Raw genomic sequence first — 24,879 nt, forward strand, 5'->3', positions numbered from 1 at the left:
GACCTGGGCCGCGAAGACGTCGAGGCGGTGAAGAAGGGCTGCGCCAATCTCGGCCGCCACATCGAGAACGTGCGCCAGTTCGGCGTGCCGGCGGTCGTCGCCATCAACCACTTCCATTCCGACACCGACGCCGAGATCCAGGCGATGAAGGACTATGTCGCCAAGATGGGCGAGGAAGCGATCCTGTGCCAGCACTGGGCCAAGGGCTCGGCCGGCATCGAGGAGCTGGCCAAGAAGGTGGTGAGCCTCGCCGAAAGCGGCGCTGCGCAGTTCGCCCCGCTCTATCCCGACGACATGAAGCTGTTCGACAAGATCGACACCATCGTCAAGCGCATCTACCGCGGCTCGCAGGCGATCGCCGACAAGAGCGTGCGCGACCAGCTGCATGCGTGGGAGGCGGCCGGCTACGGCAACCTGCCGGTGTGCATGGCCAAGACCCAGTACTCGTTCTCGACCGACCCGAACCTCAGGGGCGCCCCGGTCGACCACGTGGTGCCGGTGCGCGAGGTCAGGCTGTCGGCCGGCGCCGGCTTCGTCGTCGCCATCTGCGGCGAGATCATGACCATGCCCGGCCTGCCCAAGGTCCCCTCCTCCGAGAAGATCTTCCTCAACGAACAGGGCCAGATCGAAGGCCTGTTCTGAGGGCCTGGTTCGCCAGCTATGGCAAGAATTCGGCCACCGCGAGAAATCGCGGCGGCCGATCCTTGTTGGCGGCTTGCCTCAGAAGATCGCGTCGACCGGCAGGCAGAGCGCCATCGCCCCGGCATAGCGGGCCTGCGGTCCGGCCTGCAGCGGATGGAAGCGCGCGCCCTGCATGTCGCGGAAGCGGCGCTCGAGCCCGCGGTCGCGGTAGAACGACGCCCCGCCGGCAAGTTCCATGGCGAGTTCCACCACTTCCAGCCCGTGGCTGGCGACCAGCGAGCGGCCGATCATCACCTCGTTGACGCTTTCTGCCGAAGGCGCATTGCGTTCGGCCTCCTCGACCATGGCGCGGTGCGCCAGCTGGGCTGCGCGCAGGGCCGTGTCCATGCGCCCGGCCAGATTGAGCGCGGTCTCGCTTGCCGGCTTCTTCCTGGCGGTCTCGACGGCGATGTCGCGGGCGCCTTCGGCGACCCCGAGATAGACCGCATAGATCAGTGGGAAGGCGATGGTCGAGATGACCTGGAACACCGGATGCCAGTGCCCCGCGGCACGCGAGAAGGCGACGGAAGCATCCGGGATGAACAGCCCGTCGATGACGACGTCGTTCGAGCCGGTGCCGCGCATGCCCAGGGTACGCCAATTGTCCATGACGCTGACTTCCGGCGCCCGCATCGGCACGCCGAAATGGATCACATTTTCGGTGCCGTCGTCGGCGCAGTGGATCGCCCCGGTCATCAGGATGTCGCCCGCGACCGCGCCCGAAGTAAAGACCTTGCGCGCGGTGATGCGGTAGCCGCCCTCGACCTTCTCGGCCTTGCCCGAGCCGCCGATCCAGTCGGACCCGCCGCTGGAGAGAAGGATGATCCTCTCGGTCGCCACGCGCTTGAGCAGGGGCTCGACGGCGGCGACGTTCTGGTGACGCCAGCGCCAGGCGGGTATCGCGACCTGGTGTGTGTGCATGGCGAAAGCGAGTGCGGTCGAACCGCATGAATGCGCCAGGATGCGCAGCATCTCGCAGAGCTCGGCGATGCCGGCCCCGCCGCCGCCCAGTTCGAGCGGCACGCCGGCCTGGACGAGCCCGGCTTCCTTCAGAAGCACGTAGTTGTCGGCGACGAAACGGTCGCCCTCGTCGAACTTGGGAGCACGTTCGGCAAGGACGGGTGCGAGATCATGGGCGACGCCCACGACATCGGTCGGGACCTCAGTTGCAGCACCCGTGCTTCCCGTCGTCATGTTTTCAAGACTTCTCATCAAGTCGTCTCCTGGTTGACCGGCAGGTCGGGGCGGAACATCGCGCCAACGACCAGCCGGGTCCAGTTCAGGAACTGAATCGGCCAGTCCGCCAGTCAACCCTATGGGCTAGGTGCGGAAAGCCGGCATTCGCGCTATAAGGTCCGATCCCCCTGCGACTGGTGCGAGATGAGCGATCGCGGCGGATATGGCCAGTTTTGCCCGGTTTCGATGGCGTCGGAGATCCTCTGCACGCGCTGGACGACCTTGGTCGTGCGCGAAATGCTGATGGGATCGAGCCGGTTCAACGACCTGCGCCGCGGCGTGCCCAGGATGTCGCCGGCACTCTTGTCCAAGCGGCTGAAGGAGCTCGAACGCGCCGGCGTGGTGCAGACCGAGCGCGGCAGCTCGGGCAGCGTCGAATACCGCCTGACCGAGGCCGGCGAGGATCTGCGTCCGGTCATCCTCGGCCTGGGCGAATGGGGTCACCGCTGGGTGGAAAGCCAGCTAACCCTCAGGAATCTAGACCCTTCGCTGTTGATGTGGGACATGCGGCGCAACCTCAACCCGGAGCCTTTGCCGCCGCAGCGCTGCACGATTCACTTTCTGTACCCCGAAGTGAGCAAGGCGCAGCAGAACTGGTGGCTGGTGGTCGAAGAAGGTACGGTCGACCTCTGCAATTCCGACCCCGGCTTCGAGGTCGACCTGCTGGTCACCGGCTCCTTGCGCAGCATGACGGCGGTGTGGATGGGCCTCGCCCGGCTGAGCCAGGAGATCGATTCCGGCCGGCTGGAACTCGACGGCGACGACCGCATCGCCGGCGCCATGCAGGCCTGGCTGGGCCTGAGCAGCTTCGCGCCGGTGTCGCGCCGTGTGCCTTAGCTCGACGCTTCCCCTGCCTTTGCCCAGGCCTGGTACTCCTGCATCAGCGGCTCGAGTTCCTCCATCGCCGGGAACTCGTGAAAACTCCTGGCAGCACCCGTCTCGGCGAAGGACAGCCTTGTTTTCGTGAAGGTCTCCATGAACGGGCGAAACCAGGCCGTGTCCTCCAGCATGGTCGGCCGCACGTTGACGAACCAGTCGACGCCCTCGACGCGCGTGAACATCCAGGTCTTGCAGTAATCGCAGAAATGATGGTGCAGTTCCGGCCCGCGCAGCCCGCCGATCACCGGTTTGCCCTTGGTCACCGCAAACCCGTCGGCCGGCACGATCGCCGTCAGCGAATAGGCCGAAGACGACATCTTCTGGCAGCCCGGGCAATGGCAGGCGGCGGTAGCGATGGGCGGCTTCGACACCTCGATCTCGACCCGGCCGCAGCGGCAGGAACCTTTGAGCGGCAGTGGAATGGACGACATGACGGGCTCCTTGTCCGATGCTTGTCGCATCATGCGATGCCGACTGCCCGAAGCCTAGGGCCACGATCGCCTTTTCGGTGCGGCGCGCCATCGCAGGCGGGGCGATCAACGACCGACCACTTCCTATTTGTGCTGGGCAATCACATCAAGGAGCGGCAGCGACCTCATACCCCCACCCCTGGCCCCTCCCCACAAGGGGGAGGGGGACCAGATCGTCGCCGCTTTGGCGAAAACATCAAGGATTGGCGCAAGTAGGAGCTGGCGCACCAGATTCCCCTCCCCCTTGTGGGGAGGGGTCAGGGGTGGGGGTGACGTGCCGGCTGCCAATCCTCCCCTTGAGGGAGAGCCGGGCTGATGCGGTCGCCTCAGGCGACGACCAGGGCGCGCGCCTTGAGGATCTCGACGCAGGCGTTGGCCGCTTCCTTGCCCTTGACCTTGAAGTGGTCGAAGAAGAAGCGGTGATGCTCGGCGCCGTCGTGGTAGTTGTGCGGGGTGAGCACCGCCGAAAGCACCGGCACGCCGGTCTGAAGCTGCACGTTCATCATGCCGTCGAGCACCGCATGCGCCACGAAATCGTGGCGGTAGATGCCGCCATTGACCACGAAGGCGGTGCCGAGGATCGCCTGGTAGCGGCCGGTCTCGGCCAGCGTCTTGGCAAACAGCGGGATCTCGTAGGCGCCGGGCACGTCGTAGACGTCCACGGCGATGCGGCCGCCCGACAGTTGTTCGATCTCGGCGCCGAAGGCCTTCACGCATTCGTCGACGATGTCGGCATGCCAGCGGGCGCGGATCACGGCGACACGGCGGGTATCGAAGTCTTTCGGGGATTGCTGATTCATGGGTCCATCCTTCCGTTTCGAACCAGAATCAGGACGCACGACACGGACTCCCGGCGGCATGCGCCACCGCTCGCCCTATCGTCCTCTTCCATCCGGACTGTGACCGTCGGCTCCGGATTTGCACCGGATCTGCTGACCCTCCCGTTGCCGGGAGGCGCTCGCGGGCTTGGGCCGAGACCCTTACCGCCGGTGGGGACTTTCACCCCGCCCTGAGAACATATTTGCCCTGTCGATATGCCGGGGGCCGGCCGGACTGTCAACGGCAGGAATAATAGTTTCAGCGAACCCGTGCCGGATTGCCGACGACGGTCGCCCCGGCCGGCACGTTCTTCGTCACCACCGAGCCCGCGCCGACGATGGCGTCGTCGCCGATCTCGATGCCGCCGAGGATGATGGCGCCGCCGCCGATCCAGACGTTGTCGCCGATCGTGACCGGGCGGCCGATCTCCAGGCCGGCGCGGCGCTTGACCGGGTCCTTGCTGTGCTCAGGGCAATAGACCTGCACTTTGGGCCCGAACATGGTGCCCTTGCCGATGCGCACCGGTGCCGTGTCGAGGATGGTGCAGCCGGCATTGAGGAACACGTTCTCGCCGAGATGGATGTTGAATCCGTAGGGGCAGTGGAACGGCGCCTCGATGCGGGCGCCCTCGCCCACCGTGCCGAGCAGGGCGCGCAGAGCGGGGGCGAAATCACCGCGTGCCAAAGGCGGCAGCGAGTTGTGCTCGAAGACGGCGTTGGCGGCGGCCAGGCGCAGCGCGTCGAGTTCGGGATCGAGGCAAGTGTACCACTCGCCGGCGGCCATCTTTTCACGTTCGCTCGCAGCCATGCGCGGCCCTTTCCGTCCTCGCCCAGCCAACCATAGTACGCGCCCTGCTGCAAAGGTCGAAGCCGCCTGCCTCTGGCGAAACCGTCTAGCTGTGCTAGCCTTCGGCGGAAGTGCACTTCCGGTAACGGCCACATCCACCAGGGGGACAACGGATGGCGATCTACCTGCTCGCACTGCTCATCGGGACCGTCGCCGGGCTCAGGGCCATGGCCGCGCCGACGGCAGTCGCCTGGGGCGCCTGGCTCGGCTGGCTGCCGCTCGCCGGCACATGGGCGAGCTTCATGGGCCACTGGATCGCGGTGGCGATCTTCACCGTGCTTGCGCTGGTCGAGCTCGTCACCGACCAACTGCCGTCGACGCCGAGCCGCAAGGTGCCGCAGCAGTTCGGCGCGCGCATCCTGACCGGCGCGCTGTCGGGCGCCGTCATCGGCACGGTGGGCGGCGCGGCCGTCGGCGGGCTGGCAGCGGGCGTCATCGGCGCCATCCTCGGCACGCTCGGCGGCGCGGCCGCTCGAGCCAGCCTGGCTAAATCGTTCGGCAAGGACCTGCCGGCGGCGCTCATCGAGGATGCCGTGGCGATCCTCGGCGCGCTTCTGATCGTGAGCCTCGTCGCATGACCGCGGCGAAAAAATTCGACGCCATCATCATCGGCTGCGGCCAGGCCGGGCCGCCGCTGGCCGGGCGGCTGACGGCCGCGGGCCAGACGGTGGCGCTGATCGAGCGCAAGCTGGTCGGCGGCACCTGCGTCAACACCGGCTGCAAGCCGACCAAGACCATGGTGGCGAGCGCCTATGCGGCGCATCTCGCCCGCACCGGCGCCGATTACGGCGTCTCGACCGGCAATGTCTCCGTCGACATGAAGGTGGTGAAGGCGCGCAAGGACAAGGTGACGGTCGATTCCCGCGCCAACCTGGAGGGCTGGATCGCCGGCATGAAGGGCTGCACCCTCTATCGCGGCCATGCCCATTTCGAGGGGCCGCGCGAGGTGCGCGTCGGCGACGAGGTGCTGGAGGGCGAACGCATCTTCATCAATGTCGGCGGCCGCGCCAACATCCCCGAAATGCCCGGGGTCAACGACGTCGCCTACCTGACCAACACCTCTATGATGGAGGTCGACTTCCTGCCGCGCCATCTCGTGGTGGTCGGCGGCAGCTATGTCGGGCTGGAATTCGCCCAGATGTTCCGGCGCTTCGGCTCGCAGGTGACGGTGGTGGAAAAGGGCCCGCGGCTGATCTCGCGCGAGGACGAGGACGTCTCCGAGGCGGTGAAGGGCATCCTCGAAAACGAGGGCATCGCGCTCAGGCTGAACGCCGAGTGCATCAGCTTTGCCCCGCATCCCGACGGCGTGACCGTCGGCGTCGATTGCAGCTCGGGCGACCGCGCGGTGACCGGAAGCCACGTGCTGCTCGCCATCGGCCGCAAGCCCAACACCGACGATCTCGGCCTCGACAAGGCGGGTGTTACCACCGACAAGCGCGGCTACGTCGAGGTCGACGACCAGCTCAGGACCAATGTCCCGCACATCTGGGCCATGGGCGACTGCAACGGCAAGGGCGCCTTCACCCACACCTCCTACAACGATTTCGAGATCGTCGCCGCCAACCTTTTGGACAACGACCGGCGTAAGGTCGGCGACCGCGTCGAGGCCTATGCGCTCTACATCGACCCGCCGCTCGGTCGCGCCGGCATGACCGAGGCCGCCGCCCGCAAGTCGGGCCGCAAGGTGCTGGCCGGCCAGCGGCCGATGACGCGCGTCGGCCGCGCCGTCGAGAAAGGCGAGACGCAGGGCTTCATGAAGATCCTGGTCGACGCCGAGACCCGGCAGATCCTCGGCGCCTCGGTGCTGGGCACCGGCGGCGACGAGGCGATCCACGCCGTGCTCGGCCTGATGTACGCCAAGGCGCCGATCGAGACGCTGCAACGCGCCGTGCACATCCACCCGACTGTGTCGGAGCTGTTGCCGACGATCGCGCAGGAGCTGAAGCCGCTGAGCTGAGTGCCGCGTGGACGCAGGGGCCGGCACGGCACTTTTTGTCCATCGAAACTGGGGCTCAGCCTTCGATGGCCGCGCGCGCCTTGGCCTCCAGCCATTCGGCCATCTGGCGGTAGGGCACCGGGCCGTAGCTGATGCGGGCGACGCCGAGCTCGGCGAGCTTCGCCTTCGGTGGCACGTGGGCGAGCGCGATGATGTTGACCGGCAGCTCGACCTCGCGGCAGAGCCGGCCGGTCAGCTTCTCATCGCCGAGACCGGGCGCGAAGAAGCCGTGCGCGCCGGCTTTTGCATAGGCCTCTGCTCGTTCGATCGCGGCATCGACCAGCGCGTCGCTGTGTTCGTCGGGCTTGGCCTTCAGGAAGATGTCGGTGCGGGCGTTGATGAAGGCGGGGATGCCGGATGCCCTGACGGCGTCGGCGGCCGCCGCGATGCGCTTCACCTGGACGGCGACGTCGTGCAGGCCGCTGCCGCCGACGATCTGGTCCTCGAAGTTGAAGCCGACCACGCCTTCCGCCAACGCCCGCGTCACCGTCGTGGCGACCGTTTCGGGCTCGACGCCATAGCCGCCTTCGAGGTCCATTGTGACGGGCAGGTCAACCGCGGCGACGATGCGGCGCATGTTGTAGAGCGCCAGGTCGAGGGGAATCTTCTCGCCATCGGCAAAGCCGAAAGCGGCGGCCACCGGCCAGCTGCCCGTGGCAATCGCCTTGGCGCCGGCCTTGACGACGATTGCCGCACTGCCCGGATCCCAGATGTTGTAGAGAACCACCGGGTCGCCCTTCACGTGCAGGGCATGGAAGGCCTTGGCCTTGTCGATCTGGCTGGTCATGGAATTCGCCTCTTTGGGTGACTGAAGGCCGGAACCTATCAGCGTGAGGCGTCTTGGCCATAGCGCAGAATGCGGTAAGTGAGTTGCCAGAGACGGGGGTAATCACTGTTGCCTGGGTCGGGACCATCGCGGCAATTTCCAGGTCACGCATCAACTGCCGCAATGGTCCCGTCCAGGTCGAGGGCCGCCCCTCCCCTGAAACGCCAGACGACGGGCGTCAGTCCTCGTCGGGTTCGGCGGCGAGCAGCCTGTTCTCCAGCCGTTCGAGCAGGGCGACGGCGCGCTGCAGCTCGGCCTCGTCCTCGCCGGCCAAAAGATCGTTGCGCAGGCGCTCGAAGATCCGCTCGATCTCGACCACGCGGGCGCGGCCGGCATCGGTCAGCGACAGGATCTTGGCCCGCCGGTCGCCGGGATCCTCCATGCGCGTGATCAGGCCGTCTGCCACCAGAATATCCACGGTGCGCACCAGCGACGGCCCCTCGAGGCCGAGATGATCGGCGACCACGCCCTGGCGACGGTTGTCGCCGAGGCGCGAGAGGGTGACGAGCGGCATGGCGGTGGCATGCGACAGGCCGCAATCGTCGAGCGCACGGTCGGCGGCACGACGCCACAACCTGGCGACGGCGATGAGATGCTTGCCGAAACCGGCGCGCGCGGAGGACCCGTTGGACATCCAAGAAAGATAGCATATTATCTATTAGGATGCGATTAGATTCTTGCTCGGAGGCACCGTGGTGATGGCCGAGGAGACATGCCCGCACGTCCAGCAGGACGATCGCAGCCGGCGCCGCCCGCACGGGCCGCATCGAACCGATTGACAATTTCGCAGGTAATCAAAATGGCAGAACTTCAGAAAAGCGGGAGCGGCGGCTGGCTCCTGGTTCTATTCGGTCTGCTCATGGTCATCATCGGGGCACCGCTCGTCTATGGCGGCGTCCAACTGATCGGCCTGGGCGGATCGTGGTACTACGCGCTCGCCGGCCTCGGCGTCATCGCCTCCGGCATCCTCTACGTCATGCGCCGCAAGGCCGGCCTCTGGCTCTACGGCTTCGTCTTCCTGGCGACCGTCGCCTGGGCGCTGTGGGAATCCGGCCTCGAATTCTGGCCGCTGATCCCGCGCCTCGTGGCGCCAGCCGTCATCGCCATCCCGGCCCTGTTGCTCGCCCCCCTCTTCCCGACCAGCACCGGCAAACGCGGGCCGTTCGCACTTGCCGGCCTGCTGGTCGCAGCCCTTGCGGCCACCGCCTTCTACGGTTTTGCCCCGCATGGCGTGACCCGCAACGCGCTGGCCTCGGCCGAGCCCGCGGCCACCGTCCCCCCGGCCGCTGCCAGCGCCACCGATTGGCGCCACTACGGCCGCACGCCCTCGGGCACGCGCTATGCCCCGATCGACCAGATCAACCGCGACAATGTCGACAGGCTCGAGGTCGCCTGGACGTTCCGTACGGGCGACACGCCGGCGGGAACCGCGCAGGACCAGAACACGCCGCTCTTCGTCGACGACACGCTCTACACCTGCTCGCCCACCAACATCGTGCATGCGCTGAACCCCGACACGGGCGAAGTGAAGTGGAAGTTCGACCCGAAGGCCAAGTCGCCGCTATGGCAGCGCTGCCGCGGCGTGAGCTACTACGAGCCGGGACCGGCAACGGAGCAGACCGAAGCCGCAGCTCCGGCTGAAGCTTCCGCCCCTGCCGATCCGCTGGCACCGGCCAGCCCGATCGCACCAGCCACCCCGGTCGCCCAGGCGGCCAACGCCTGCGCGTCGCGCATCGTCATGACCACCATCGACGCCCGCCTGATCGAGCTCGACGCCAAGACCGGCGAGCTGTGCCAGGACTTCGGCAATGGCGGCATCGTCGATCTCAAGACCGGCATGGGCGAGATCAAGGACGGCTTCTACTTCCAGACCTCCGCCCCGACCGTCACCCGCGACCTGATCATGGTCGGCGGCTGGGTGTGGGACAATGTCGAGACCGGCGAGCCCTCGGGCGCCGTGCGCGCGTTTTCGGCCCGCACCGGCGAGTTGGTCTGGGCCTGGGATCTCGGCAACCCCGCCATCACCAAGCTGCCGCCGGAAGGCGAGAGCTACACGCGCGGCACACCGAACGTCTGGTCGACGCCGGCCTATGACGAAGCGCTCGGCCTCGTCTACCTGCCGACCGGCAACGCGACGCCCGACTTCTTCGGCGCGCATCGCTCGAAGGCCGCCGAGGACTACACCGCCTCGGTCGTCGCCCTCGACATCGCCACGGGCCGCGAGCGCTGGAAGTTCCAGACCGTGCACCACGACATCTGGGACTACGACGTTCCCGCCCAGCCCGCACTCTACGACGTGCCGGACGGCAAGGGCGGCACCGTGCCGGCGCTGATCCAGATCACCAAGCGCGGGCAGATCTTCATGCTCGACCGCCGCGACGGCAAGCCGATCGCCGAGGTCGAGGAGCGCCCGGTGCCGCAGACCGGCGGCGTGCCGGAGGACTTCCTGGCGCCGACACAGCCCTATTCGGTGGGCATGCCGACAATCGGTGCCGAACCTCTCACCGAGGCAAAGATGTGGGGGGCGACGCCCTTCGACCAGCTCTACTGCCGCATCGGGTTCAAGAAGATGCGCTACGAGGGCGAGTTCACGCCTCCCGGCCTGACCCGCTCGATCATCTTCCCCGGCTACTACGGCGGCATGAACTGGGGCAGTGCTGCGATCGACGAGGCCCGTGGCCTTTTGATCGTCAACGACATCCGCATGCCGCAGTTCGCCCAGCTGATGCCGCGCGAGGAGACCGACAATTATGGCGGCTCGGCAGCGCATGACGGGCTGTCGCAGCAGAAGGGCACGCCTTATGGTGCGCTGAAGAACGGCTTCATGTCGCCGCTCGGCGTTCCCTGCCACCAGCCGCCCTACGGCACCTTCACCGGCATCGACCTCAAGACCCGCCAGATCGCCTGGCAGGTTCCGGCCGGCACGCTGGAGGACACCGGCCCGCTCGGCATGAAGACGGGCCTCGGGATCCCGATCGGCATGCCGACGCTGGGCGGCCCGATCGCCACCTCCGGCGGCCTCGTCTTCTACGCCGGCACGCAGGACTACTACCTGCGCGCCCTCGACGTGGAGACCGGCGAGGAGCTGTGGAAGGGCCGCATGCCCGTCGGCGCCCAGGCCACGCCGATGACCTTCGTGTCGCCGGAAAGCGGAACCCAGTTCGTCGTCATCTCCGCCGGTGGCGCGCGCCAGTCGCCCGACCGCGGCGACTACATCGTCGCCTACAGGCTGCCCAAGCAGAACTGAGTTCCGACTGCATCGACATCGGAAGGGGCGCCTCGGCGCCCCTTTTCATTTCTGGCGACCAGGGCCGTGCCAGACCCCCTTCCGCATGCCTGCCATGCATTCCATGCATTGCTGCAATGCACCAAAATCGCTTGCGCGGCGGCCGACTTAAGGAAACTGTCGACCTAAATCGTTTCAACTCCCCCGAGTCCATCCATGCCCTTGCCGATCCTCGCTCTGGCCGTTGCATCTTTTTGCATCGGTACCACCGAATTCGTGATCATGGGGCTGTTGCCCGAGGTCGCCGCCGACTTGGGCGTCTCGATCCCGGCGGCTGGCCTTCTGGTCACCGGCTATGCGCTCGGCGTGGTCATCGGCGCCCCGATCATCGCCATCGGCACGGCGAGACTGCCGCGCAAGCCGGTGCTGATCGGGCTTGCCTCGCTGTTCGTGCTCGGCAACCTGCTCTGCGCCATCGCCCCCACCTACTGGACGCTGATGGCGGCGCGCGTCGTCACCGCCCTCGGCCACGGCGCCTTCTTCGGCATCGGCTCGGTGGTGGCGGCAAGCCTGGTGCCGGCCAACAAGCGTGCCAGCGCGATTGCGCTGATGTTCGCCGGCCTGACGCTTGCCAATATCCTCGGCGTGCCCGGCGGCACGGCGCTCGGCGAAGCCTTCGGCTGGCGCATGACCTTCTACGCCGTCGTCGTCATCGGCCTGATCTCGGTCGCGGCGATTGCCTTTCTGGTGCCGGCGGGCGTCGCCCCTCCCGGCAAGGGCGGCGTGGCAGGCGAGGTCAAGGTGCTGGGCAAGCTGCAGGTGTGGCTCGCCATGATCATCTCGGCGCTCGCCTCGGGCAGCCTGTTTGCCGTCTTCACCTACATCAAGCCGATCCTGACCGACGTCACCGGCCTGTCGGTCGATTCCGTCACCTGGATCCTGCTTTTGTTCGGCGGCGGCATGACCATCGGCAACATCGTCGGCGGCAAGCTGGCCGACTGGAAGCTGATGCCGACGGCCATCGGCGCGCTCGTGGTGATGGCCATGATCCACGTCGCCTTCGCCGGCCTCAGCCATTCGGCACCTGCCGCAATCCTGCTCGTCTTCCTCTGGGGCGTCATCACCTTCGTCATCGTGCCGCCGATGCAGATGCGCGTCGTCGAGACCGCCTCGGAAGCACCGAACCTCGCCGCCACGCTGAACCAGGGCGCCTTCAACGCCGGCAATGCCGCCGGCGCCTGGGCGGGCGGTGCGGCGATCTCGATGGGCGTGAGTTATGCCGACCTGCCCTTCGTCGGCGCGGCGATCGCGCTTTCCGCCTTCGCCGTGGCCGTCATTTCCTTCGCGCTCGACCGGCGTGACGCAATCCAGCAGGCGGCATGACGTTTTCCCGGCTTGCCAGCGCACTGCCGTTGCGATAGCCACAGCGGCGATGGTTCCTGCTGCCTGGTTCGGGCAGCGGATTAAATGGGAACACGGTGAGACGTCGTCGACGCGAAACCGTGGCTGCCCCCGCAACTGTGAGCGGATAGCAAGCCGGAAGAATGCCACTGGCCGCAAGGCCGGGAAGGCTCCGAGGCGCCGAAACCCGCAAGCCAGGAGACCTGCCATCATCAGGTGAATTCAACCGGCCGGGGTGTGCCGCGGAGATGATGATGGTTGCGACTGCCTTTTTCGGATCGCCGATCGGATCGTTCCGCCCCCTCCGCCACGTCACGGAGACAGGGCATGCTCGATCGCGTCCACGGCCCTAGTCGCCTCGTAGGCTCCACCCCGGCATTGCTCGAACTCGACGGCCTCTCATGGGGCCCGCGCGCGTCGAAGCCGATCCTCCAGCCCGTGACCGTGCGCGTCGCACCGGCGGAGCTCTTGGCCATCGTCGGCCCCAACGGCGCCGGCAAGTCGAGCCTGCTGCGCTGCCTCTACCGCTACCACCGGCCGACCGGTGGCACGGTCAGGCTCGACGGCAAGGACATCTGGAAAATGAAGCCGCGCGACTGCGCCCGCCGCATCGCCACCGTGCTGCAGGAGCCGGCCTCGGACTTCGGCCTGACCGTGGCCGAGATCGTCGAGCTCGGCCTCACCCCGCACGCCGCCCGCGTCGGAACCGCGGCCGACGACTATCTTCGCGTCGAGGCTGCGTTGTCCCTGCTCGGCCTCACCCGCCTCGCCGCGCGCGATTTCGGCTCGCTGTCGGGCGGCGAGAAGCAGCGCGCCATGATCGCGCGCGCCCTGGTGCAGCGGCCCGACCTGTTGATCCTGGACGAGCCGACCAATCACCTCGACATCCGCCATCAGCTCGAAGTGCTCGAACTGCTTCGCAATCTCGGCTGCACCGTGGTGGTCTCGCTGCACGACCTGGCGCTCGCCTCGGCCTATGCGGACCGCGTGCTGGTCATGGACGGCGGCCGCACGGTGGCCTGCGGCAAGCCGGCCGACATCCTCACGCCCGAGCGCATCCGCGAGAACTTCGCCGTGGGCGCCACCCTCGACGATCACCCGGTCACCGGCCGCCCGCGCTTTTCCTTCCATCTCGAACGCTGAACCCGCCAAGCCGAGGAGCATCCATGCGCCTGACGATTTTTGCCGCCGCAGTCCTTGCGACCTGCACCACCGCCCTGGCGGATGACTTTCCGGTCACCGTCAGGAGCTGCAACCGCGACGTGACCTTCGCCGCCCCGCCGCAGCGCGCGGTGTCCAACGACATCAACCTGACCGAGATGATGCTGACCCTCGGCCTGGCCAACCGCATGGTCGGCTATTCCGGCATTTCCGGCTGGAACAAGATCGACGCGGCCATTCGCAAGGACATCGGCCAGTTGCCGGAACTCGCGCCGCAATATCCGAGCAAGGAGGTGCTGCTCGGCGCCGACGCCGATTTCTATTTCGCCGGCTGGAACTACGGCATGAGCGTCGGCGGCGCCGTGACGCCCGACACGCTCGCGCCCTTCGGCATCGCCGTATACGAGCTGACGGAGAGCTGCATCCACGTCATGGAGCGGGAAAAGTCGTCGATGGACGACATGTATGTCGACCTCCTCAACCTCGGCACGATCTTCGGGGTGCGCGACAAGGCCGAGGCGCTGGTGGCAGGCTACAAGCAGGATCTCGCCGATTTCCAGGCCAAGCTGCCGCCGCTCGACAGACCGGTGAAGGTGTTCCTCTACGATTCCGGCGAGCAGAAGCCGTTCACCGCGGGCCGCTACGCCATCCCGACCGCGATGATCGAGGCGGCCGGCGGCGTCAACATCGCCGACGACGTCGAGGCCAACTGGGCCGAGATCGGCTGGGAACCGGTGATCGAACGCAATCCGGACGTCATCGTCATCGTCAACTACGGCGAGGTGACGGCCGAGCAGAAGATCGCCTTCATGCGCTCCAACCCGGCCTTCAAGGACATTGCGGCGGTCAGGAGCAACCGCTTCGTCGTGCTCGAATATGTCGAGGCCACGCCCGGCCCGCGCAACATCGCGGCGATCAAGCGCCTGGCCGAAGCGTTCCGGGCCGACTGACCGTGTCGCACCGGAATTTCGTCAAGGGCCCCCGGCATGCGCTGATCCACGCCATGCCGGCGCTGATCGCCGGGCTCGCGGCACTGCTGGCGGTCACGATGATCGTCGCGATCGGCGTGGGTTCGGTGGCGATCCCGCTCGACGCGGTCTGGGGGGTGATCGCCAACAAGCTCGCGCCGGGCAGCGTCGAGGTCTTCTGGTCGAGCGGCCGCGAGAACATCGTCTGGGATGTGCGCGCGCCGCGGGTCATTCTCGGGGCGACCGTCGGTGCCTCGCTCGCGGTCGTGGGCGCGGCGCTGCAGTCGGTGACGCGCAATCCGCTCGCCGATCCGCATCTGCTCGGCGTCTCCTCGGGCGCCGCGCTGGGGGCGATCCTCGCTCTTCTCCACGCCGGCATGGTGTTCGGCCCGATCACGGTGCCGCTGTTCGCCTTCGCCGGCGCGCTGGCTGCAACCGCCCTGGTGCTGATGGTCGCCAATCTGACGCGGGCACACTCGGCCGGCCAACTCGTGCTGGCCGGCGTCGCCGTCAGCTTCATCATAACCGCGACCGGCAACCTGTTGATCTTCCTGGCCGATCCACGGGCAGCGCCTATGGTCATCTTCTGGATGCTCGGCGGCCTCGGCCTGGCGCAGTGGCAGCAACTGGCCTACCCGCTGCTGGCGCTCGCCGGCGGCGGCGGCTACCTACTGACCCAGGCCCGCAACCTCAACGCCATGACGCTCGGCGACGAGAGCGCCACCGCGCTGGGGCTGCCGGCGCGACGCTTCCGCCTCGTCATCTTCGTGGTCTGCGCCGTGCTCACCGGCAGCGCGGTCGCCTATTCGGGCGTCATCGCCTTCGTCGGGCTGATGATCCCGCATGTCGTGCGGCTCGCCGTGGGTGGCGACTACCGTCGCGTGCTGCCGCTGTCGGCCCTGGTCGGCGCCATCTTCCTCGTCACGGCCGACATGGCCGCCCGCACCGTGCTGCCGCCGCAGGACATGCCGCTCGGCATCCTCACCGGATTGATCGGCGGCGTGGCGTTCGTCGCCCTGATGCGCCGCCGGGTCACAAACTGAGCGCCAGTTGGTAATGCAAAGCAACACAGCGCAAATCCTGTTGCAGCCCCTGTTTTTCGCCGCTATGGATTTCGCATGAACACGACTTCGCTCCAGAACAATTGGTGGCGGGCCAGCTGACAGCGGCCTCTTGAAGCGCGTGCGCGTGAAAATTGTGGTGGCCGCAACGGAAGTTCCGGGCGGCCATTTGCTTTTTTCGAACCAGCTCCGGAACCTCCAGCGGCAAGAGATGGAGACGGGAATGACGGTGGAAATCCTTGAAAACGGCGCCGAGCGCTTTGTCACCGGAGGTGGCATCGCGATCACCCGCGAGCGCCATGAGACCGCCTATGCCGGGGCGATCGAGGCCTATATCGACGGGCTGAACAGCCGGCGCGGCGCGGTGTTTTCCTCCAACTACGAATATCCCGGCCGCTACACCCGATGGGACACCGCCATCATCGACCCGCCGCTGGTGATTTCCGCGCACGGCCGTTCGATGAAGATCGAGGCGCTGAACGCCCGCGGCAAGGCACTGCTGCCCGTCATCGGCAAGACGCTCGGCAGCCTCGCCGAGGTGACGATCGGGGAGACGTCGGCCAGCCTGATCAGGCTCGAGGTGGCAAGGCCCGGCCGCGTCTTCACCGAGGAAGAGCGCTCGCGCGTGCCTTCCGTGTTCACCGTGCTGCGCGCCGTCACCGCCCTGTTCAAGACCGACGCCGACAGCAATCTCGGCCTCTACGGCGCCTTCGGCTACGACCTCGCCTTCCAGTTCGACCCGGTCGAGCACAAGCTCGAGCGCAAGGAGAGCCAGCGCGACCTGGTGCTGTTCCTGCCCGACGAGGTGCTGGTCGTCGACCACTATTCGGCCAAGGCCTGGCACGACCGCTACGATTATGCCGGCGACGGCTTTTCCACCGAAGGCATCGCGCGCGACAGCGTCGTCGAGCCGTTCAAGGCCCCGGACCGCATCCCGCCGCGCGGCGACCATGAGCCCGGCGAATACGCCCAGCTGGTGCGCCGGGCGATGGACAGCTTCAAGCGCGGCGACCTGTTCGAGGTCGTGCCCGGCCAGATGTTCTACGAGCGCTGCGAGACCGCACCTTCGGAGATTTCGCGCCGGCTGAAGAACATCAACCCCTCGCCCTATTCCTTCTTCATCAATCTCGGCGAAGGCGAATACCTGATCGGCGCATCGCCCGAGATGTTCGTGCGCGTCAACGGCCGCCGCGTCGAGACCTGCCCGATCTCCGGCACCATCAAGCGCGGTGACGACGCCATCTCGGACTCCGAGCAGATCCTCAAACTGCTGAATTCCAAGAAGGACGAGTCCGAGCTCACCATGTGCTCGGACGTCGACCGCAACGACAAGAGCCGCGTCTGCGAGCCGGGCTCGGTGCGCGTCATCGGCCGCCGCCAGATCGAGATGTATTCGCGCCTGATCCACACCGTCGACCACATCGAGGGCCGGCTGCGCGAAGGCATGGACGCCTTCGACGCGTTCTTGAGTCACGCCTGGGCGGTGACGGTGACCGGCGCGCCCAAGCTCTGGGCGATGCGCTTCATCGAGAACAACGAGAAGAGCCCCCGCGCCTGGTATGGCGGGGCGATCGGCATGGTGCATTTCAACGGCGACCTCAACACGGGCCTGACGTTGCGCACCATCCGCATCAAGGACGGCATCGCCGAGGTGCGCGCCGGCGCCACCCTGCTCTACGATTCCGTTCCCGAAGAAGAAGAAGCCGAAACCGAACTGAAGGCCTCAGCCATGCTTTCCGCCATCCGCGACGCCAAGACCGGCAACTCCGCAGGCACCGAGCGCACCACCGCGCGCGTCGGCGAAGGGGTGAAGATCCTGCTCGTCGACCACGAGGACTCCTTCGTCCATACGCTCGCCAACTATTTCCGCCAGACCGGCGCCGACGTGTCGACCGTGCGCTCGCCGGTGCCGGAAGAGATATTCGACCGCATCAAGCCCGATCTCGTGGTGCTCTCCCCCGGACCTGGCACGCCGAAGGATTTCGACACCGCCGCGACCATCAAGAAGGCCCGCGACCGCGACCTGCCGATCTTCGGCGTCTGCCTCGGCCTGCAGGCACTCGCCGAAGCCTATGGCGGCGAGCTGCGCCAGCTGGCGGTGCCGATGCACGGCAAGCCCTCGCGCATCCGCGTCTCCAAGCCCGGCATCATCTTCTCGGGCCTGCCCAAGGAGGTGACCGTCGGCCGCTACCACTCGATCTTCGCCGACCCGGTGCGGCTGCCGGCAGACTTCGTCGTCACGGCGGAAACCGAGGACGGCGTGATCATGGCGTTTGAGCACAGGAAAGAGCCGATCGCGGCGGTGCAATTCCATCCCGAATCGATCATGACGCTCGGCCACGACGCAGGCATGCGCATGATCGAGAACGTCGTCGCGCACATGCCGCGCAAGGCCAAGGACAAGGCCGCCTAGCCCCGATTTGCCCCGTTCGCTCCGTGGCCGCGCGCCGCGGGGCGGGCCCGTTACCAAGCGAGACCATGACCCAGACCGAAACGCAGAGATCTCCGGCCGGCGCCAGCCAGACGACCTCCGCCAAGCAGCGGATCGCCAGGCTCGCCTTCTGGTCCATCATCATCGGCTCGGGGGTGATGGGGCTGAAATTCATCGCCTGGTGGCTGACCGGCTCCGTGGCGCTCTATTCGGACGCGCTCGAATCCATCGTCAACGTCGTCGCCGCGGTCGCCGCCTTCTGGGCGATCAAGGTCAGCCACAAGCCGGCCGACATGGACCACCAGCACGGCCACCACAAGGCCGAGTATTTCTCGGCCGTGCTCGAAGGCGTGCTGATCATGGTGGCCGCCTTCCTGATCCTGTTCGAGGTCTGGCGCAGCTGGGGCACGCCGATGAATGCCGAGCAGCCGTGGCTGGGGCTCGGCATCAACGGCTTCGCCGCCGTGCTCAATGCGATGTGGGCCGCGGCCCTGATCCGGGTCGGCCGCGCCGAACGTTCGCCCGCCATGGTCGCCGACGGCCATCACATCATGACCGACGTGGTCACCTCGTTCGGCGTGCTCGTCGGCCTGGTCGCCGCGATCGTCACCGGCTGGCAGATCCTCGACCCGGTGCTTGCCGTGATCGTGGCGCTCAACATCCTGTGGCAGGGCTGGCACGTGGTCGGCTCGTCGGTCGACGGGCTGATGGACCGCGCCGTCGATCTCGACGAACACATGCGCATCCGCGATATCATCTCGGCCAATTCCAAGGGGGCACTCGAGGTGCACGACCTCAAGACCCGCATCGCCGGCCGCGCCACCTTCATCGAGTTCCACCTGGTGGTGAACGCCGGCATGACGGTGGGCGACAGCCACGTCATCTGCGACCGAATCGAAGACGCGCTGAAGGCCGTGATCCCGTCGGTCCGTGTCATCATCCACGTCGAGCCGGACGACGAGGCAAAGCTGCCCAAGGGCACTGTCGCGGTCCCCTTCGCCTGAACGGCGCCGCGGGGACCTCCGCCCCGCAGGATTTTCAGGGGATGCGCATCGGCCCAAGCAACTGCCGAGCTCGAACCGATGCGCCCAGCCCCCCGGCTGGTTAGTGGTCGCGGCTCAGGGACAAGCCGCTCCATGGAACTTTTGTCGATTCCCGTTAACCCCGGTCCTGGTCGCTAGTAACCCGTGCCGTGCGGAAACCAGCGGAATTCTCCGGAAATCGGCTCTGTCTGGAACGCGCAGGCAACGATGCGTCGGGCATGCCGACGGCCTGGACGGGCAGAATCGAGACCGGTCTGCGGTTTCGGCGCGGCATCGGCCTGGAGGCACCTACGGACACGACCTCAACTGCCTGAATCGGATTGGCAGCGAAGAGCCTCAACCGCCTGCAAGACAAGGCAATTTGGCAGACGCCGGCATGCCCCGGCTGTATTGCGGGCTCCCGGCGTCGACCTCAGCGCCGTCGGGTCGGCTTGAATCGGCATGGCAGCCGCCACGGCCAACCGCGTGCAACGACTCGACAATTCGCCGATCGCCTGCGTCAGCGGCCGGCTACCGCTCTGCCTCATGTTCCTGGGCACGAAGCACCCGGCCGCACGGCCGGGCGCTCGTCGATGGAAACATCATTCCATGCTGATGTTGGCGCCCTTGACGACCGGCTCCCACTTGGCCAGCTCGGCCTTCACATGGGCGCCGAGTTCCTCCGGCGTCGAGCCGACGATCCTGGCGCTGAAGCCGTTCATCTTCTCGATGACCGCCGGATCCTTCATCGCCTTGTTGGCCGAGGCGTTGAGGCGATCGACGATCTCCTTCGGCGTGCCGGCCGGCGCAAACAGCGCGTTCCAGGTGTAGGTCTCGTAGCCCGGCACGCCGGCCTCGGCGATGGTGGGCACGTCCGGGAACGACGGCGCGCGCTCGGCGGTCGTGACGCCCAGCGCCCGCAGCGTCCCCGACTTGATGTGCGGGGAGGACGACGGCAGGTTGTCGAACATGATCGGCACCTGGTTGCCGACCACGTCGTTGAGCGCCGGTCCGGCCCCCTTGTACGGAATATGCTGGATGTTGACGCCGGCCATGGCCTTGAACAGTTCGCCGGAGAGATGCAGCGGCGTGCCGTTGCCGGACGAGGCGTAGGCGTATTTCTCGGGGTCCGCCTTGAGCAAGGCGATCAGTTCCTGCACGGTCTTGGCCGGCAGTTCCGGATTGACCACCAGCACGTTGGGCACCACGACCAAGAGTGAGACCGGGGTGAAGTCCTTCTCGGGGTCATATGGCTTGGTCTTGAGGATGAGCGGGTTCAGCGCGTGGGTGGCGACCGTACCCATGAGGATGGTGTAGCCGTCCGGCTCGGCGCGCGCCACGCGGTCGGCGCCGATATTGCCGCCGGCTCCGGCGACGTTCTCGACCACCACCTGCTGCCCGAGATCGTCCGACATCTTCTGCGCAATGATGCGCGCCACGACGTCCGTCGACCCGCCTGCGGCGAAGGGCACGACGAGCGTGACCGGGCGGTCGGGGAATTGCTGGGCCGTTGCCTGCGCCCCGACAGCGAGCAGCGAGGCGGCGGAAAGCCCGAGGGCCATCGCCATGCGGCGGGTGAATTTCGAAGTCATCGGTGCGCATCTCCCATCTGTGCGGCGGCACCTCCTTGCCAGCCGCTTGGACGAGGGAGCGTATGAACTTTGCATACGCTGTCAACTGATGATGAAGGTCGAGCGCCGTGCAGGCAGCCATTTCCCGTTGTGCCGAGACGAACTACTCCCGGCCTAGGATCGCACGGGCGACCGGCAGGACATGGCTGCGGTATGTGATCGGATCGACATAACGTCCGCTGGCCACGCGTTCGCGTGCAAAGGTCTCCCAGTGCGGCTCGAAATCGTCAGGCCAGTCGAAATCCTGTTGGATCAGCACTTCACGTCCAAACGACTCCGGAGCTTCCTCGAAAATGCGCCGCGCCTCTTCAGCCAGCGGCGCATAGGCAGCCACGGCAGCGCGCTTGCGCCCCTGAGCAGCATCGTCGAGCGTCACGTCCACGCTAATTTTGCCTGCGACGCCCGGGACTGCCGCTGACGCCAAGAAGCTCACATTCGCTGCCCGGCCTTTCAATTGCGCCGCGACTGCTTCACCGATCGCGGCAGTTAGATCGTGAACGGGATTGTATCCATCCACGGCGTCGGCAACGACAGTGACAGATGAAGCTGTATCAACAGAGCAAACCGCCCTGTCCACGACATCGCGAAACGGCCCGTCGTCCTTGGCAAGAATTGCCTGGTACCAAGATTTATCTGACATCGCTCCAAAGACAGGCCCCGGAGTTGCCCCGGCCAGCGCCAGCATTTGACGCGAATATTCTAGCCGTGACGATTGGATTCCACCGGATCCGTCCGTCAATATGCAGACAATCGGACGTACGCGCTCCATCCAATGAAAGATGCGGAGTTCATGTCCCGGATGAGCTAGGATCAGAATCGTCGTCATAGCTTGTCTTACCCGCCATGCAGAAACACATGCAGAGGAGCTAAAGTGCGCATCCTCATAACCAATCTTTTTTTGAAGAGCTACTCGGGATCTGAGAATGTCGTACAACTCTTGGCTGAAGGATTGAGGCGCGCAGGGCATTATCCCGTCATTCTCGCGCCTGCCCTGGGAGAACAAGCTGACTTTATGAGAAGCCGCGGCTTCCAGGTCGTGGACCGCGTCGAAGCGATCACCGAAACACCGGACGTCATACACGGGCAACATTTGACGCCTTGCCTGATCGCCATGGCTCGGTTTCCGGAAGTACCCGTCGTTTACGCCTGCCACAGTTCATACTTCGAAGTGGAAGTGCCACTGCCGCACTCGCAGATTCGCGAGGTGATCGCCGTGGACGACCGCTGCGCCGCCAAATGTCTGGAGCGCGGCGTCGATCCCGACCGACTGTCAGTCGTCTTCAACGCCGTCGATTTGGAACGCTTCAAGCGGCGGCCGCCTTTGCCGACGAGACCAAAGAAGGCCCTGCTGCTGACCAAGAACCAGGGCCATCGCCAAGCAGTGCGCGCGGCCTGCGCGAGGGCCGGCCTCGAACTCGATGAGCTCGGCCGCGGGACCGGTAAGTTCGTCACCAAACTTGAAACCGTACTCGGCGGCTACGACCTCGTTTTCGCAACCGCTCGCATGGCGATCGAGGCAGCCGCGGTCGGCTGCGCAGTGATCGTCTGCGACGAGCGAGGCTTTGCTGGCATGCTTACCAGTAGCAATCTAGCGTCCTGGCGGCGCCTGAACTTGGGCGTCGGCCTGCTCGCCCTTGCCGTCACCGACGAGAGGTTGGACGAAGCCATTGGCCGCTACGATGCCGACGACACAGCTTTGGTCGCGCAGGAAATGCGCAACGTGGCGGGTGTCGACAAGTTCATCTCGGAGCATCTTGACGTTTACCAACGCGCCATCGGCCGACCATCCCCAGCACCGGAAAGCGTGGCTCTGGCGACGGCAAAATGGATCGAAGAGCTCACAGTCACGACATCGGACCGCAAATGGAGACATGTCGCCAAAGATCTCGGACTTTGGATTGAGCCGCCCCAACCTACCGAACTGGCTGCTCAGCCACTTGATACCCTTGCGAGAGAGGTCGCGACCATGCTCGGCGTAGAATTCAAGGCCTTGAGTACGAGGCTCGATACGCCGCAAAGCACCGTCCTGGACGTCGCTCTGCGTAACATAAACCACAAAACTGGTTGGGAAATTGGTCGACGCCTCAAGCAGGCGCTCGTGCCCAAAACGCTTAGGAAGCGGTGAGCACTATGGGCGCAACACAGGTATCCCAAGGTTACGCGATCTGTACGGCGCCCAGGTCTGGCAGCAATTACCTCTGCCAACTATTGGCTGGCACGGAGCTGCTCGGACGACCGCTTGAGTATTTCAACGGCCCTGGCCGGCGCTTCTTCGACGATCCCACATATCCAGACGATCCGCACGATCAACTGCGGCGCATTACTACGATGGGCGCGACCTCCAATGGGATTTACGGTCTAAAGCTTTTTGCTCATCAGCACGACTGGATCGCTGGCAAGGTCGAATGGACACGCCATTTGCCCAAGCTGCATTTTGTTTTCCTCACGAGACGGGATCTCTTGGGGCAGGCGATTTCATGGGCGAAAGCAGAACAGACGGGTCAATACCGGCACACACAGAGTGCACGGAAGGACCCAACTTTCGACAGCCGCAAGATAATGGCTAGCCTGACCGCGATCGCCAAGGAGAATGCGCGTTGGGAGACATTCTTCGCCCGCAACGGACTTCAGCCAGTCAGACTCGTTTACGAAGATGCGGTCGCAAATCCACAGTTGGCGGTAGACAGGGTCGCCTTACAAGTAGGGCTAAAAACCGGAATCCTTGCGGACGTTACCCGGGTCCAGGTGCGCATTCAGCGCGACTCTTCCACGGAAGCTTGGCGAAGCAGGTTTCTCCGTGAATGCCGAAATCTCAACTTCGTAGACGATCTTTGATGATCGGCGCAGCCGCCGGACTGACGTCGGCGGCCTTTTCCCGCTAAGACAGGCCCCATGAAGCCCGAAACGCCCTCACACGCCCCGCTCGCCGCGCTCGAACCCTGGCAGCAATGGGCGCTTCTGCTCGGCTGTTCGGTGCTGCTTGCGGGCATGCTGGAACTGGTTCGCCTGCCGGCGGCGCTGCTGGTCGGCCCGATGCTGGTGGCGATCGCGCTCGGCAGCAACGGCGCCAGCATCCGCGTGCCGAGGCCGCTGTTCGTTTCGGCACAGGCGCTGATCGGCTGCCTGGTCGCCAGTTCGATCTCTCCCGGCATCTTCGCCACCTTCTCCGCCGAATGGCCGCTCTTCCTCGGCACGGCCATCGCCACCATCGCGGCGTCGAGCTTCCTCGGCTGGTTCATCTCGCGGCTCAAGGTGCTGCCCGGCACCACGGCGGTGTGGGGCTCGGCTCCGGGTGCCGCGACCGCCATGGTGCTGATGGCGGACGCCTTCGGCGCAGATTCGCGCCTCGTCGCCTTCATGCAGTATCTGCGCGTCATCATGGTCTCGGTCGCAGCCGCCCTCGTCGCGCGGCTCTGGGTCGACACGTCGGGCGTGGACGCAGGGGCCGTCGAATGGTTCCCGGCGATCGAATGGCCCGCCTTCGGCGCGATGCTCGGCGTGGCGATCGTCGGCGGCGCGCTGGGCTACCTGCTGCGCATCCCCTCGCCCTATTTCGTCGGCGCCATGGTGCTCGGCGCGACCTTGAACCTCGGCTTCGGCGTGGTGCTGCAGCTGCCGGAATGGCTGCTGGCGATCGGCTACGCGCTGATCGGCTGGACGATCGGCCTCAACTTCACCCGCCCGATCCTACGCCACGCGGCCCGCGCCCTGCCCCAGGTGATCGGCTCGATCGCGACATTGATGGCCTTCTGCGGACTGCTCGCCTGGGGGCTGCACGGGCTTCTCGGCGTCGACCCGCTGACCGCCTATCTGGCGACCAGCCCGGGCGGCATGGATTCGATCGCCATCATCGCGGCTGCGGCCGACAACGTCGACCTGTCCTTCGTGCTGACGCTGCAGATGCTGCGCTTCCTGATCGTGCTCCTTTTCGGGCCCGCCCTGGCGCGGCTGGTTGCCCGCGCCGTCAGGGAATGACCAGCACGAAATGAGCGACGCCATCCGGCTCCCCTTGCGCGAAAAAAGCCGCTCCTGTAAGAGAGCGCCATGAATTCGCGCCAGGTTCACACCGTTTCCCGTCCGGCCGCTTTTGCGGGCGAGACGCTGCGCGCCCTCTCTTCTGCTCTTCTTCTTCTCGGCCTTATCGGCGATCGCCGGGCTCGCTGAAGGAGCGCCCGGCGGTCGACAAGCCGCGCAGGCGCACGCTCCTTGCCATCCAAAGACCCTG

General features: G+C 66.1%; 22 protein-coding genes and 2 riboswitches. Of the genes, 14 read left to right on the plus strand and 8 right to left on the minus strand.

Annotated features, from left to right (window positions below; translation table 11 throughout):
* A partial coding sequence (locus J2X50_RS04055) for a formate--tetrahydrofolate ligase (RefSeq protein WP_429091861.1) occupies positions 1-642 on the plus strand: 642 nt, incomplete at its 5' end.
* A gap of 78 nt (positions 643-720) precedes the next feature.
* Here the strand turns inward: J2X50_RS04055 and J2X50_RS04060 are convergent.
* Positions 721-1,893 carry an acyl-CoA dehydrogenase family protein gene (locus J2X50_RS04060; protein ID WP_429091863.1) on the minus strand — a complete coding sequence of 391 codons (1,173 nt, stop codon included), beginning with the start codon at positions 1,891-1,893 and terminating at the stop codon, positions 721-723.
* A 168-nt stretch (positions 1,894-2,061) separates the two neighbouring features.
* On the opposite strand from J2X50_RS04060, the gene J2X50_RS04065 reads away from it, so the two are divergent.
* Positions 2,062-2,754: a winged helix-turn-helix transcriptional regulator gene (locus J2X50_RS04065; protein WP_429091865.1), complete on the plus strand. Its 693-nt coding sequence runs from the start codon at positions 2,062-2,064 to the stop codon at positions 2,752-2,754.
* Here J2X50_RS04065 and J2X50_RS04070 read toward each other — a convergent pair.
* The 3 genes from J2X50_RS04070 to J2X50_RS04080 form a co-directional block, all read right to left on the minus strand.
* A complete protein-coding gene (locus J2X50_RS04070) occupies positions 2,751-3,227 on the minus strand; it encodes a GFA family protein (protein ID WP_429091867.1) in 477 nt (158 codons plus the stop codon). The genes J2X50_RS04065 and J2X50_RS04070 overlap by 4 nt on opposite strands.
* Before the next feature lie 365 nt (positions 3,228-3,592).
* Positions 3,593-4,066 (minus strand): 6,7-dimethyl-8-ribityllumazine synthase, encoded by a 474-nt coding sequence (locus J2X50_RS04075; RefSeq protein ID WP_429091869.1) that lies wholly within the window; start codon positions 4,064-4,066, stop codon positions 3,593-3,595.
* A gap of 76 nt (positions 4,067-4,142) precedes the next feature.
* Positions 4,143-4,287: riboswitch (FMN riboswitch) on the minus strand.
* A 56-nt stretch (positions 4,288-4,343) separates the two neighbouring features.
* Complete coding sequence (locus J2X50_RS04080) at positions 4,344-4,892, minus strand: sugar O-acetyltransferase (RefSeq protein WP_429091871.1); 549 nt, start codon at positions 4,890-4,892, stop codon at positions 4,344-4,346.
* A 152-nt stretch (positions 4,893-5,044) separates the two neighbouring features.
* On the opposite strand from J2X50_RS04080, the gene J2X50_RS04085 reads away from it, so the two are divergent.
* Positions 5,045-5,509 carry a DUF4126 domain-containing protein gene (locus tag J2X50_RS04085; RefSeq protein ID WP_429091873.1) on the plus strand — a complete coding sequence of 155 codons (465 nt, stop codon included), beginning with the start codon at positions 5,045-5,047 and terminating at the stop codon, positions 5,507-5,509.
* Positions 5,506-6,888 (plus strand): FAD-containing oxidoreductase, encoded by a 1,383-nt coding sequence (locus tag J2X50_RS04090; protein ID WP_429091876.1) that lies wholly within the window; start codon positions 5,506-5,508, stop codon positions 6,886-6,888. Before J2X50_RS04085 ends, J2X50_RS04090 begins: the two co-directional genes overlap by 4 nt.
* A 55-nt stretch (positions 6,889-6,943) precedes the next feature.
* On the opposite strand, the gene J2X50_RS04095 is transcribed toward J2X50_RS04090, so the two are convergent.
* The gene (locus tag J2X50_RS04095; protein WP_429091879.1) at positions 6,944-7,714 is read right to left on the minus strand and encodes an isocitrate lyase/PEP mutase family protein; all 771 of its coding nucleotides are present in this window, start codon (positions 7,712-7,714) and stop codon (positions 6,944-6,946) included.
* A gap of 217 nt (positions 7,715-7,931) precedes the next feature.
* Complete coding sequence (locus J2X50_RS04100; protein ID WP_429091881.1) at positions 7,932-8,387, minus strand: MarR family winged helix-turn-helix transcriptional regulator; 456 nt, start codon at positions 8,385-8,387, stop codon at positions 7,932-7,934.
* 165 nt (positions 8,388-8,552) lie between these two features.
* On the opposite strand from J2X50_RS04100, the gene J2X50_RS04105 reads away from it, so the two are divergent.
* The 7 genes from J2X50_RS04105 to J2X50_RS04135 all read left to right on the plus strand — a co-directional run bounded on the left by J2X50_RS04105 (position 8,553) and on the right by J2X50_RS04135 (position 19,005).
* A complete protein-coding gene (locus tag J2X50_RS04105; protein WP_429091884.1) occupies positions 8,553-11,000 on the plus strand; it encodes a membrane-bound PQQ-dependent dehydrogenase, glucose/quinate/shikimate family in 2,448 nt (815 codons plus the stop codon).
* Between the two features lie 195 nt (positions 11,001-11,195).
* Positions 11,196-12,362, plus strand: a complete 1,167-nt coding sequence (locus J2X50_RS04110; RefSeq protein WP_429091887.1) for an MFS transporter — start codon at positions 11,196-11,198, stop codon at positions 12,360-12,362.
* Between the two features lie 33 nt (positions 12,363-12,395).
* Positions 12,396-12,606, plus strand: a riboswitch (cobalamin riboswitch).
* A 101-nt stretch (positions 12,607-12,707) separates the two neighbouring features.
* Positions 12,708-13,523 (plus strand): ABC transporter ATP-binding protein, encoded by an 816-nt coding sequence (locus tag J2X50_RS04115; RefSeq protein ID WP_429091890.1) that lies wholly within the window; start codon positions 12,708-12,710, stop codon positions 13,521-13,523.
* A gap of 23 nt (positions 13,524-13,546) precedes the next feature.
* A complete protein-coding gene (locus J2X50_RS04120; protein ID WP_429091893.1) occupies positions 13,547-14,491 on the plus strand; it encodes an ABC transporter substrate-binding protein in 945 nt (314 codons plus the stop codon).
* 53 nt (positions 14,492-14,544) lie between these two features.
* Complete coding sequence (locus J2X50_RS04125; protein WP_429092817.1) at positions 14,545-15,552, plus strand: FecCD family ABC transporter permease; 1,008 nt, start codon at positions 14,545-14,547, stop codon at positions 15,550-15,552.
* A gap of 241 nt (positions 15,553-15,793) precedes the next feature.
* A complete protein-coding gene (locus J2X50_RS04130) occupies positions 15,794-17,983 on the plus strand; it encodes an anthranilate synthase (protein ID WP_429091896.1) in 2,190 nt (729 codons plus the stop codon).
* Between the two features lie 65 nt (positions 17,984-18,048).
* On the plus strand, positions 18,049-19,005 hold the full coding sequence (locus J2X50_RS04135; RefSeq protein WP_429091899.1) for a cation diffusion facilitator family transporter: 957 nt from the start codon (positions 18,049-18,051) through the stop codon (positions 19,003-19,005).
* Positions 19,006-19,625: 620 nt separating this feature from the next.
* Here J2X50_RS04135 and J2X50_RS04140 read toward each other — a convergent pair.
* Both J2X50_RS04140 and J2X50_RS04145 read right to left on the minus strand, forming a co-directional pair.
* Positions 19,626-20,615 (minus strand): Bug family tripartite tricarboxylate transporter substrate binding protein, encoded by a 990-nt coding sequence (locus tag J2X50_RS04140; protein WP_429091902.1) that lies wholly within the window; start codon positions 20,613-20,615, stop codon positions 19,626-19,628.
* 142 nt (positions 20,616-20,757) lie between these two features.
* A complete protein-coding gene (locus J2X50_RS04145; protein WP_429091904.1) occupies positions 20,758-21,480 on the minus strand; it encodes a hypothetical protein in 723 nt (240 codons plus the stop codon).
* Between the two features lie 45 nt (positions 21,481-21,525).
* Here J2X50_RS04145 and J2X50_RS04150 point away from each other — a divergent pair, with 45 nt between their 5' ends.
* Genes J2X50_RS04150 through J2X50_RS04160 form a run of 3 tightly spaced genes read left to right on the plus strand, consistent with a single transcriptional unit; the run spans position 21,526 to position 24,629 of the window.
* The gene (locus tag J2X50_RS04150) at positions 21,526-22,779 is read left to right on the plus strand and encodes a glycosyltransferase (protein ID WP_429091907.1); all 1,254 of its coding nucleotides are present in this window, start codon (positions 21,526-21,528) and stop codon (positions 22,777-22,779) included.
* A gap of 5 nt (positions 22,780-22,784) precedes the next feature.
* Positions 22,785-23,489, plus strand: coding sequence for a Stf0 family sulfotransferase (locus tag J2X50_RS04155; protein ID WP_429091910.1), 705 nt, complete (start codon positions 22,785-22,787; stop codon positions 23,487-23,489).
* 57 nt (positions 23,490-23,546) lie between these two features.
* Positions 23,547-24,629, plus strand: a complete 1,083-nt coding sequence (locus J2X50_RS04160; protein WP_429091912.1) for an AbrB family transcriptional regulator — start codon at positions 23,547-23,549, stop codon at positions 24,627-24,629.
* The last annotated feature ends 250 nt before the right edge of the window (positions 24,630-24,879 follow it).

Source organism: Aminobacter sp. BE322 (genome assembly GCF_050433525.1).
Taxonomy (GTDB): domain Bacteria; phylum Pseudomonadota; class Alphaproteobacteria; order Rhizobiales; family Rhizobiaceae; genus Aminobacter.

Coding starts and splice junctions, on each gene's coding strand:
- J2X50_RS04155 (WP_429091910.1), top strand. CDS start 22,785: ATGGGCGCAACACAGGTATCCCAAGGTTACGCGATCTGTACGGCGCCC.
- J2X50_RS04120 (WP_429091893.1), top strand. CDS start 13,547: ATGCGCCTGACGATTTTTGCCGCCGCAGTCCTTGCGACCTGCACCACC.
- J2X50_RS04160 (WP_429091912.1), top strand. CDS start 23,547: ATGAAGCCCGAAACGCCCTCACACGCCCCGCTCGCCGCGCTCGAACCC.
- J2X50_RS04070 (WP_429091867.1), bottom strand. CDS start 3,227: ATGTCGTCCATTCCACTGCCGCTCAAAGGTTCCTGCCGCTGCGGCCGG.
- J2X50_RS04080 (WP_429091871.1), bottom strand. CDS start 4,892: ATGGCTGCGAGCGAACGTGAAAAGATGGCCGCCGGCGAGTGGTACACT.
- J2X50_RS04095 (WP_429091879.1), bottom strand. CDS start 7,714: ATGACCAGCCAGATCGACAAGGCCAAGGCCTTCCATGCCCTGCACGTG.
- J2X50_RS04100 (WP_429091881.1), bottom strand. CDS start 8,387: ATGTCCAACGGGTCCTCCGCGCGCGCCGGTTTCGGCAAGCATCTCATC.
- J2X50_RS04060 (WP_429091863.1), bottom strand. CDS start 1,893: ATGAGAAGTCTTGAAAACATGACGACGGGAAGCACGGGTGCTGCAACT.
- J2X50_RS04065 (WP_429091865.1), top strand. CDS start 2,062: ATGAGCGATCGCGGCGGATATGGCCAGTTTTGCCCGGTTTCGATGGCG.
- J2X50_RS04140 (WP_429091902.1), bottom strand. CDS start 20,615: ATGACTTCGAAATTCACCCGCCGCATGGCGATGGCCCTCGGGCTTTCC.
- J2X50_RS04135 (WP_429091899.1), top strand. CDS start 18,049: ATGACCCAGACCGAAACGCAGAGATCTCCGGCCGGCGCCAGCCAGACG.
- J2X50_RS04090 (WP_429091876.1), top strand. CDS start 5,506: ATGACCGCGGCGAAAAAATTCGACGCCATCATCATCGGCTGCGGCCAG.
- J2X50_RS04130 (WP_429091896.1), top strand. CDS start 15,794: ATGACGGTGGAAATCCTTGAAAACGGCGCCGAGCGCTTTGTCACCGGA.
- J2X50_RS04125 (WP_429092817.1), top strand. CDS start 14,545: ATGCCGGCGCTGATCGCCGGGCTCGCGGCACTGCTGGCGGTCACGATG.
- J2X50_RS04105 (WP_429091884.1), top strand. CDS start 8,553: ATGGCAGAACTTCAGAAAAGCGGGAGCGGCGGCTGGCTCCTGGTTCTA.
- J2X50_RS04115 (WP_429091890.1), top strand. CDS start 12,708: ATGCTCGATCGCGTCCACGGCCCTAGTCGCCTCGTAGGCTCCACCCCG.
- J2X50_RS04145 (WP_429091904.1), bottom strand. CDS start 21,480: ATGACGACGATTCTGATCCTAGCTCATCCGGGACATGAACTCCGCATC.
- J2X50_RS04085 (WP_429091873.1), top strand. CDS start 5,045: ATGGCGATCTACCTGCTCGCACTGCTCATCGGGACCGTCGCCGGGCTC.
- J2X50_RS04075 (WP_429091869.1), bottom strand. CDS start 4,066: ATGAATCAGCAATCCCCGAAAGACTTCGATACCCGCCGTGTCGCCGTG.
- J2X50_RS04110 (WP_429091887.1), top strand. CDS start 11,196: ATGCCCTTGCCGATCCTCGCTCTGGCCGTTGCATCTTTTTGCATCGGT.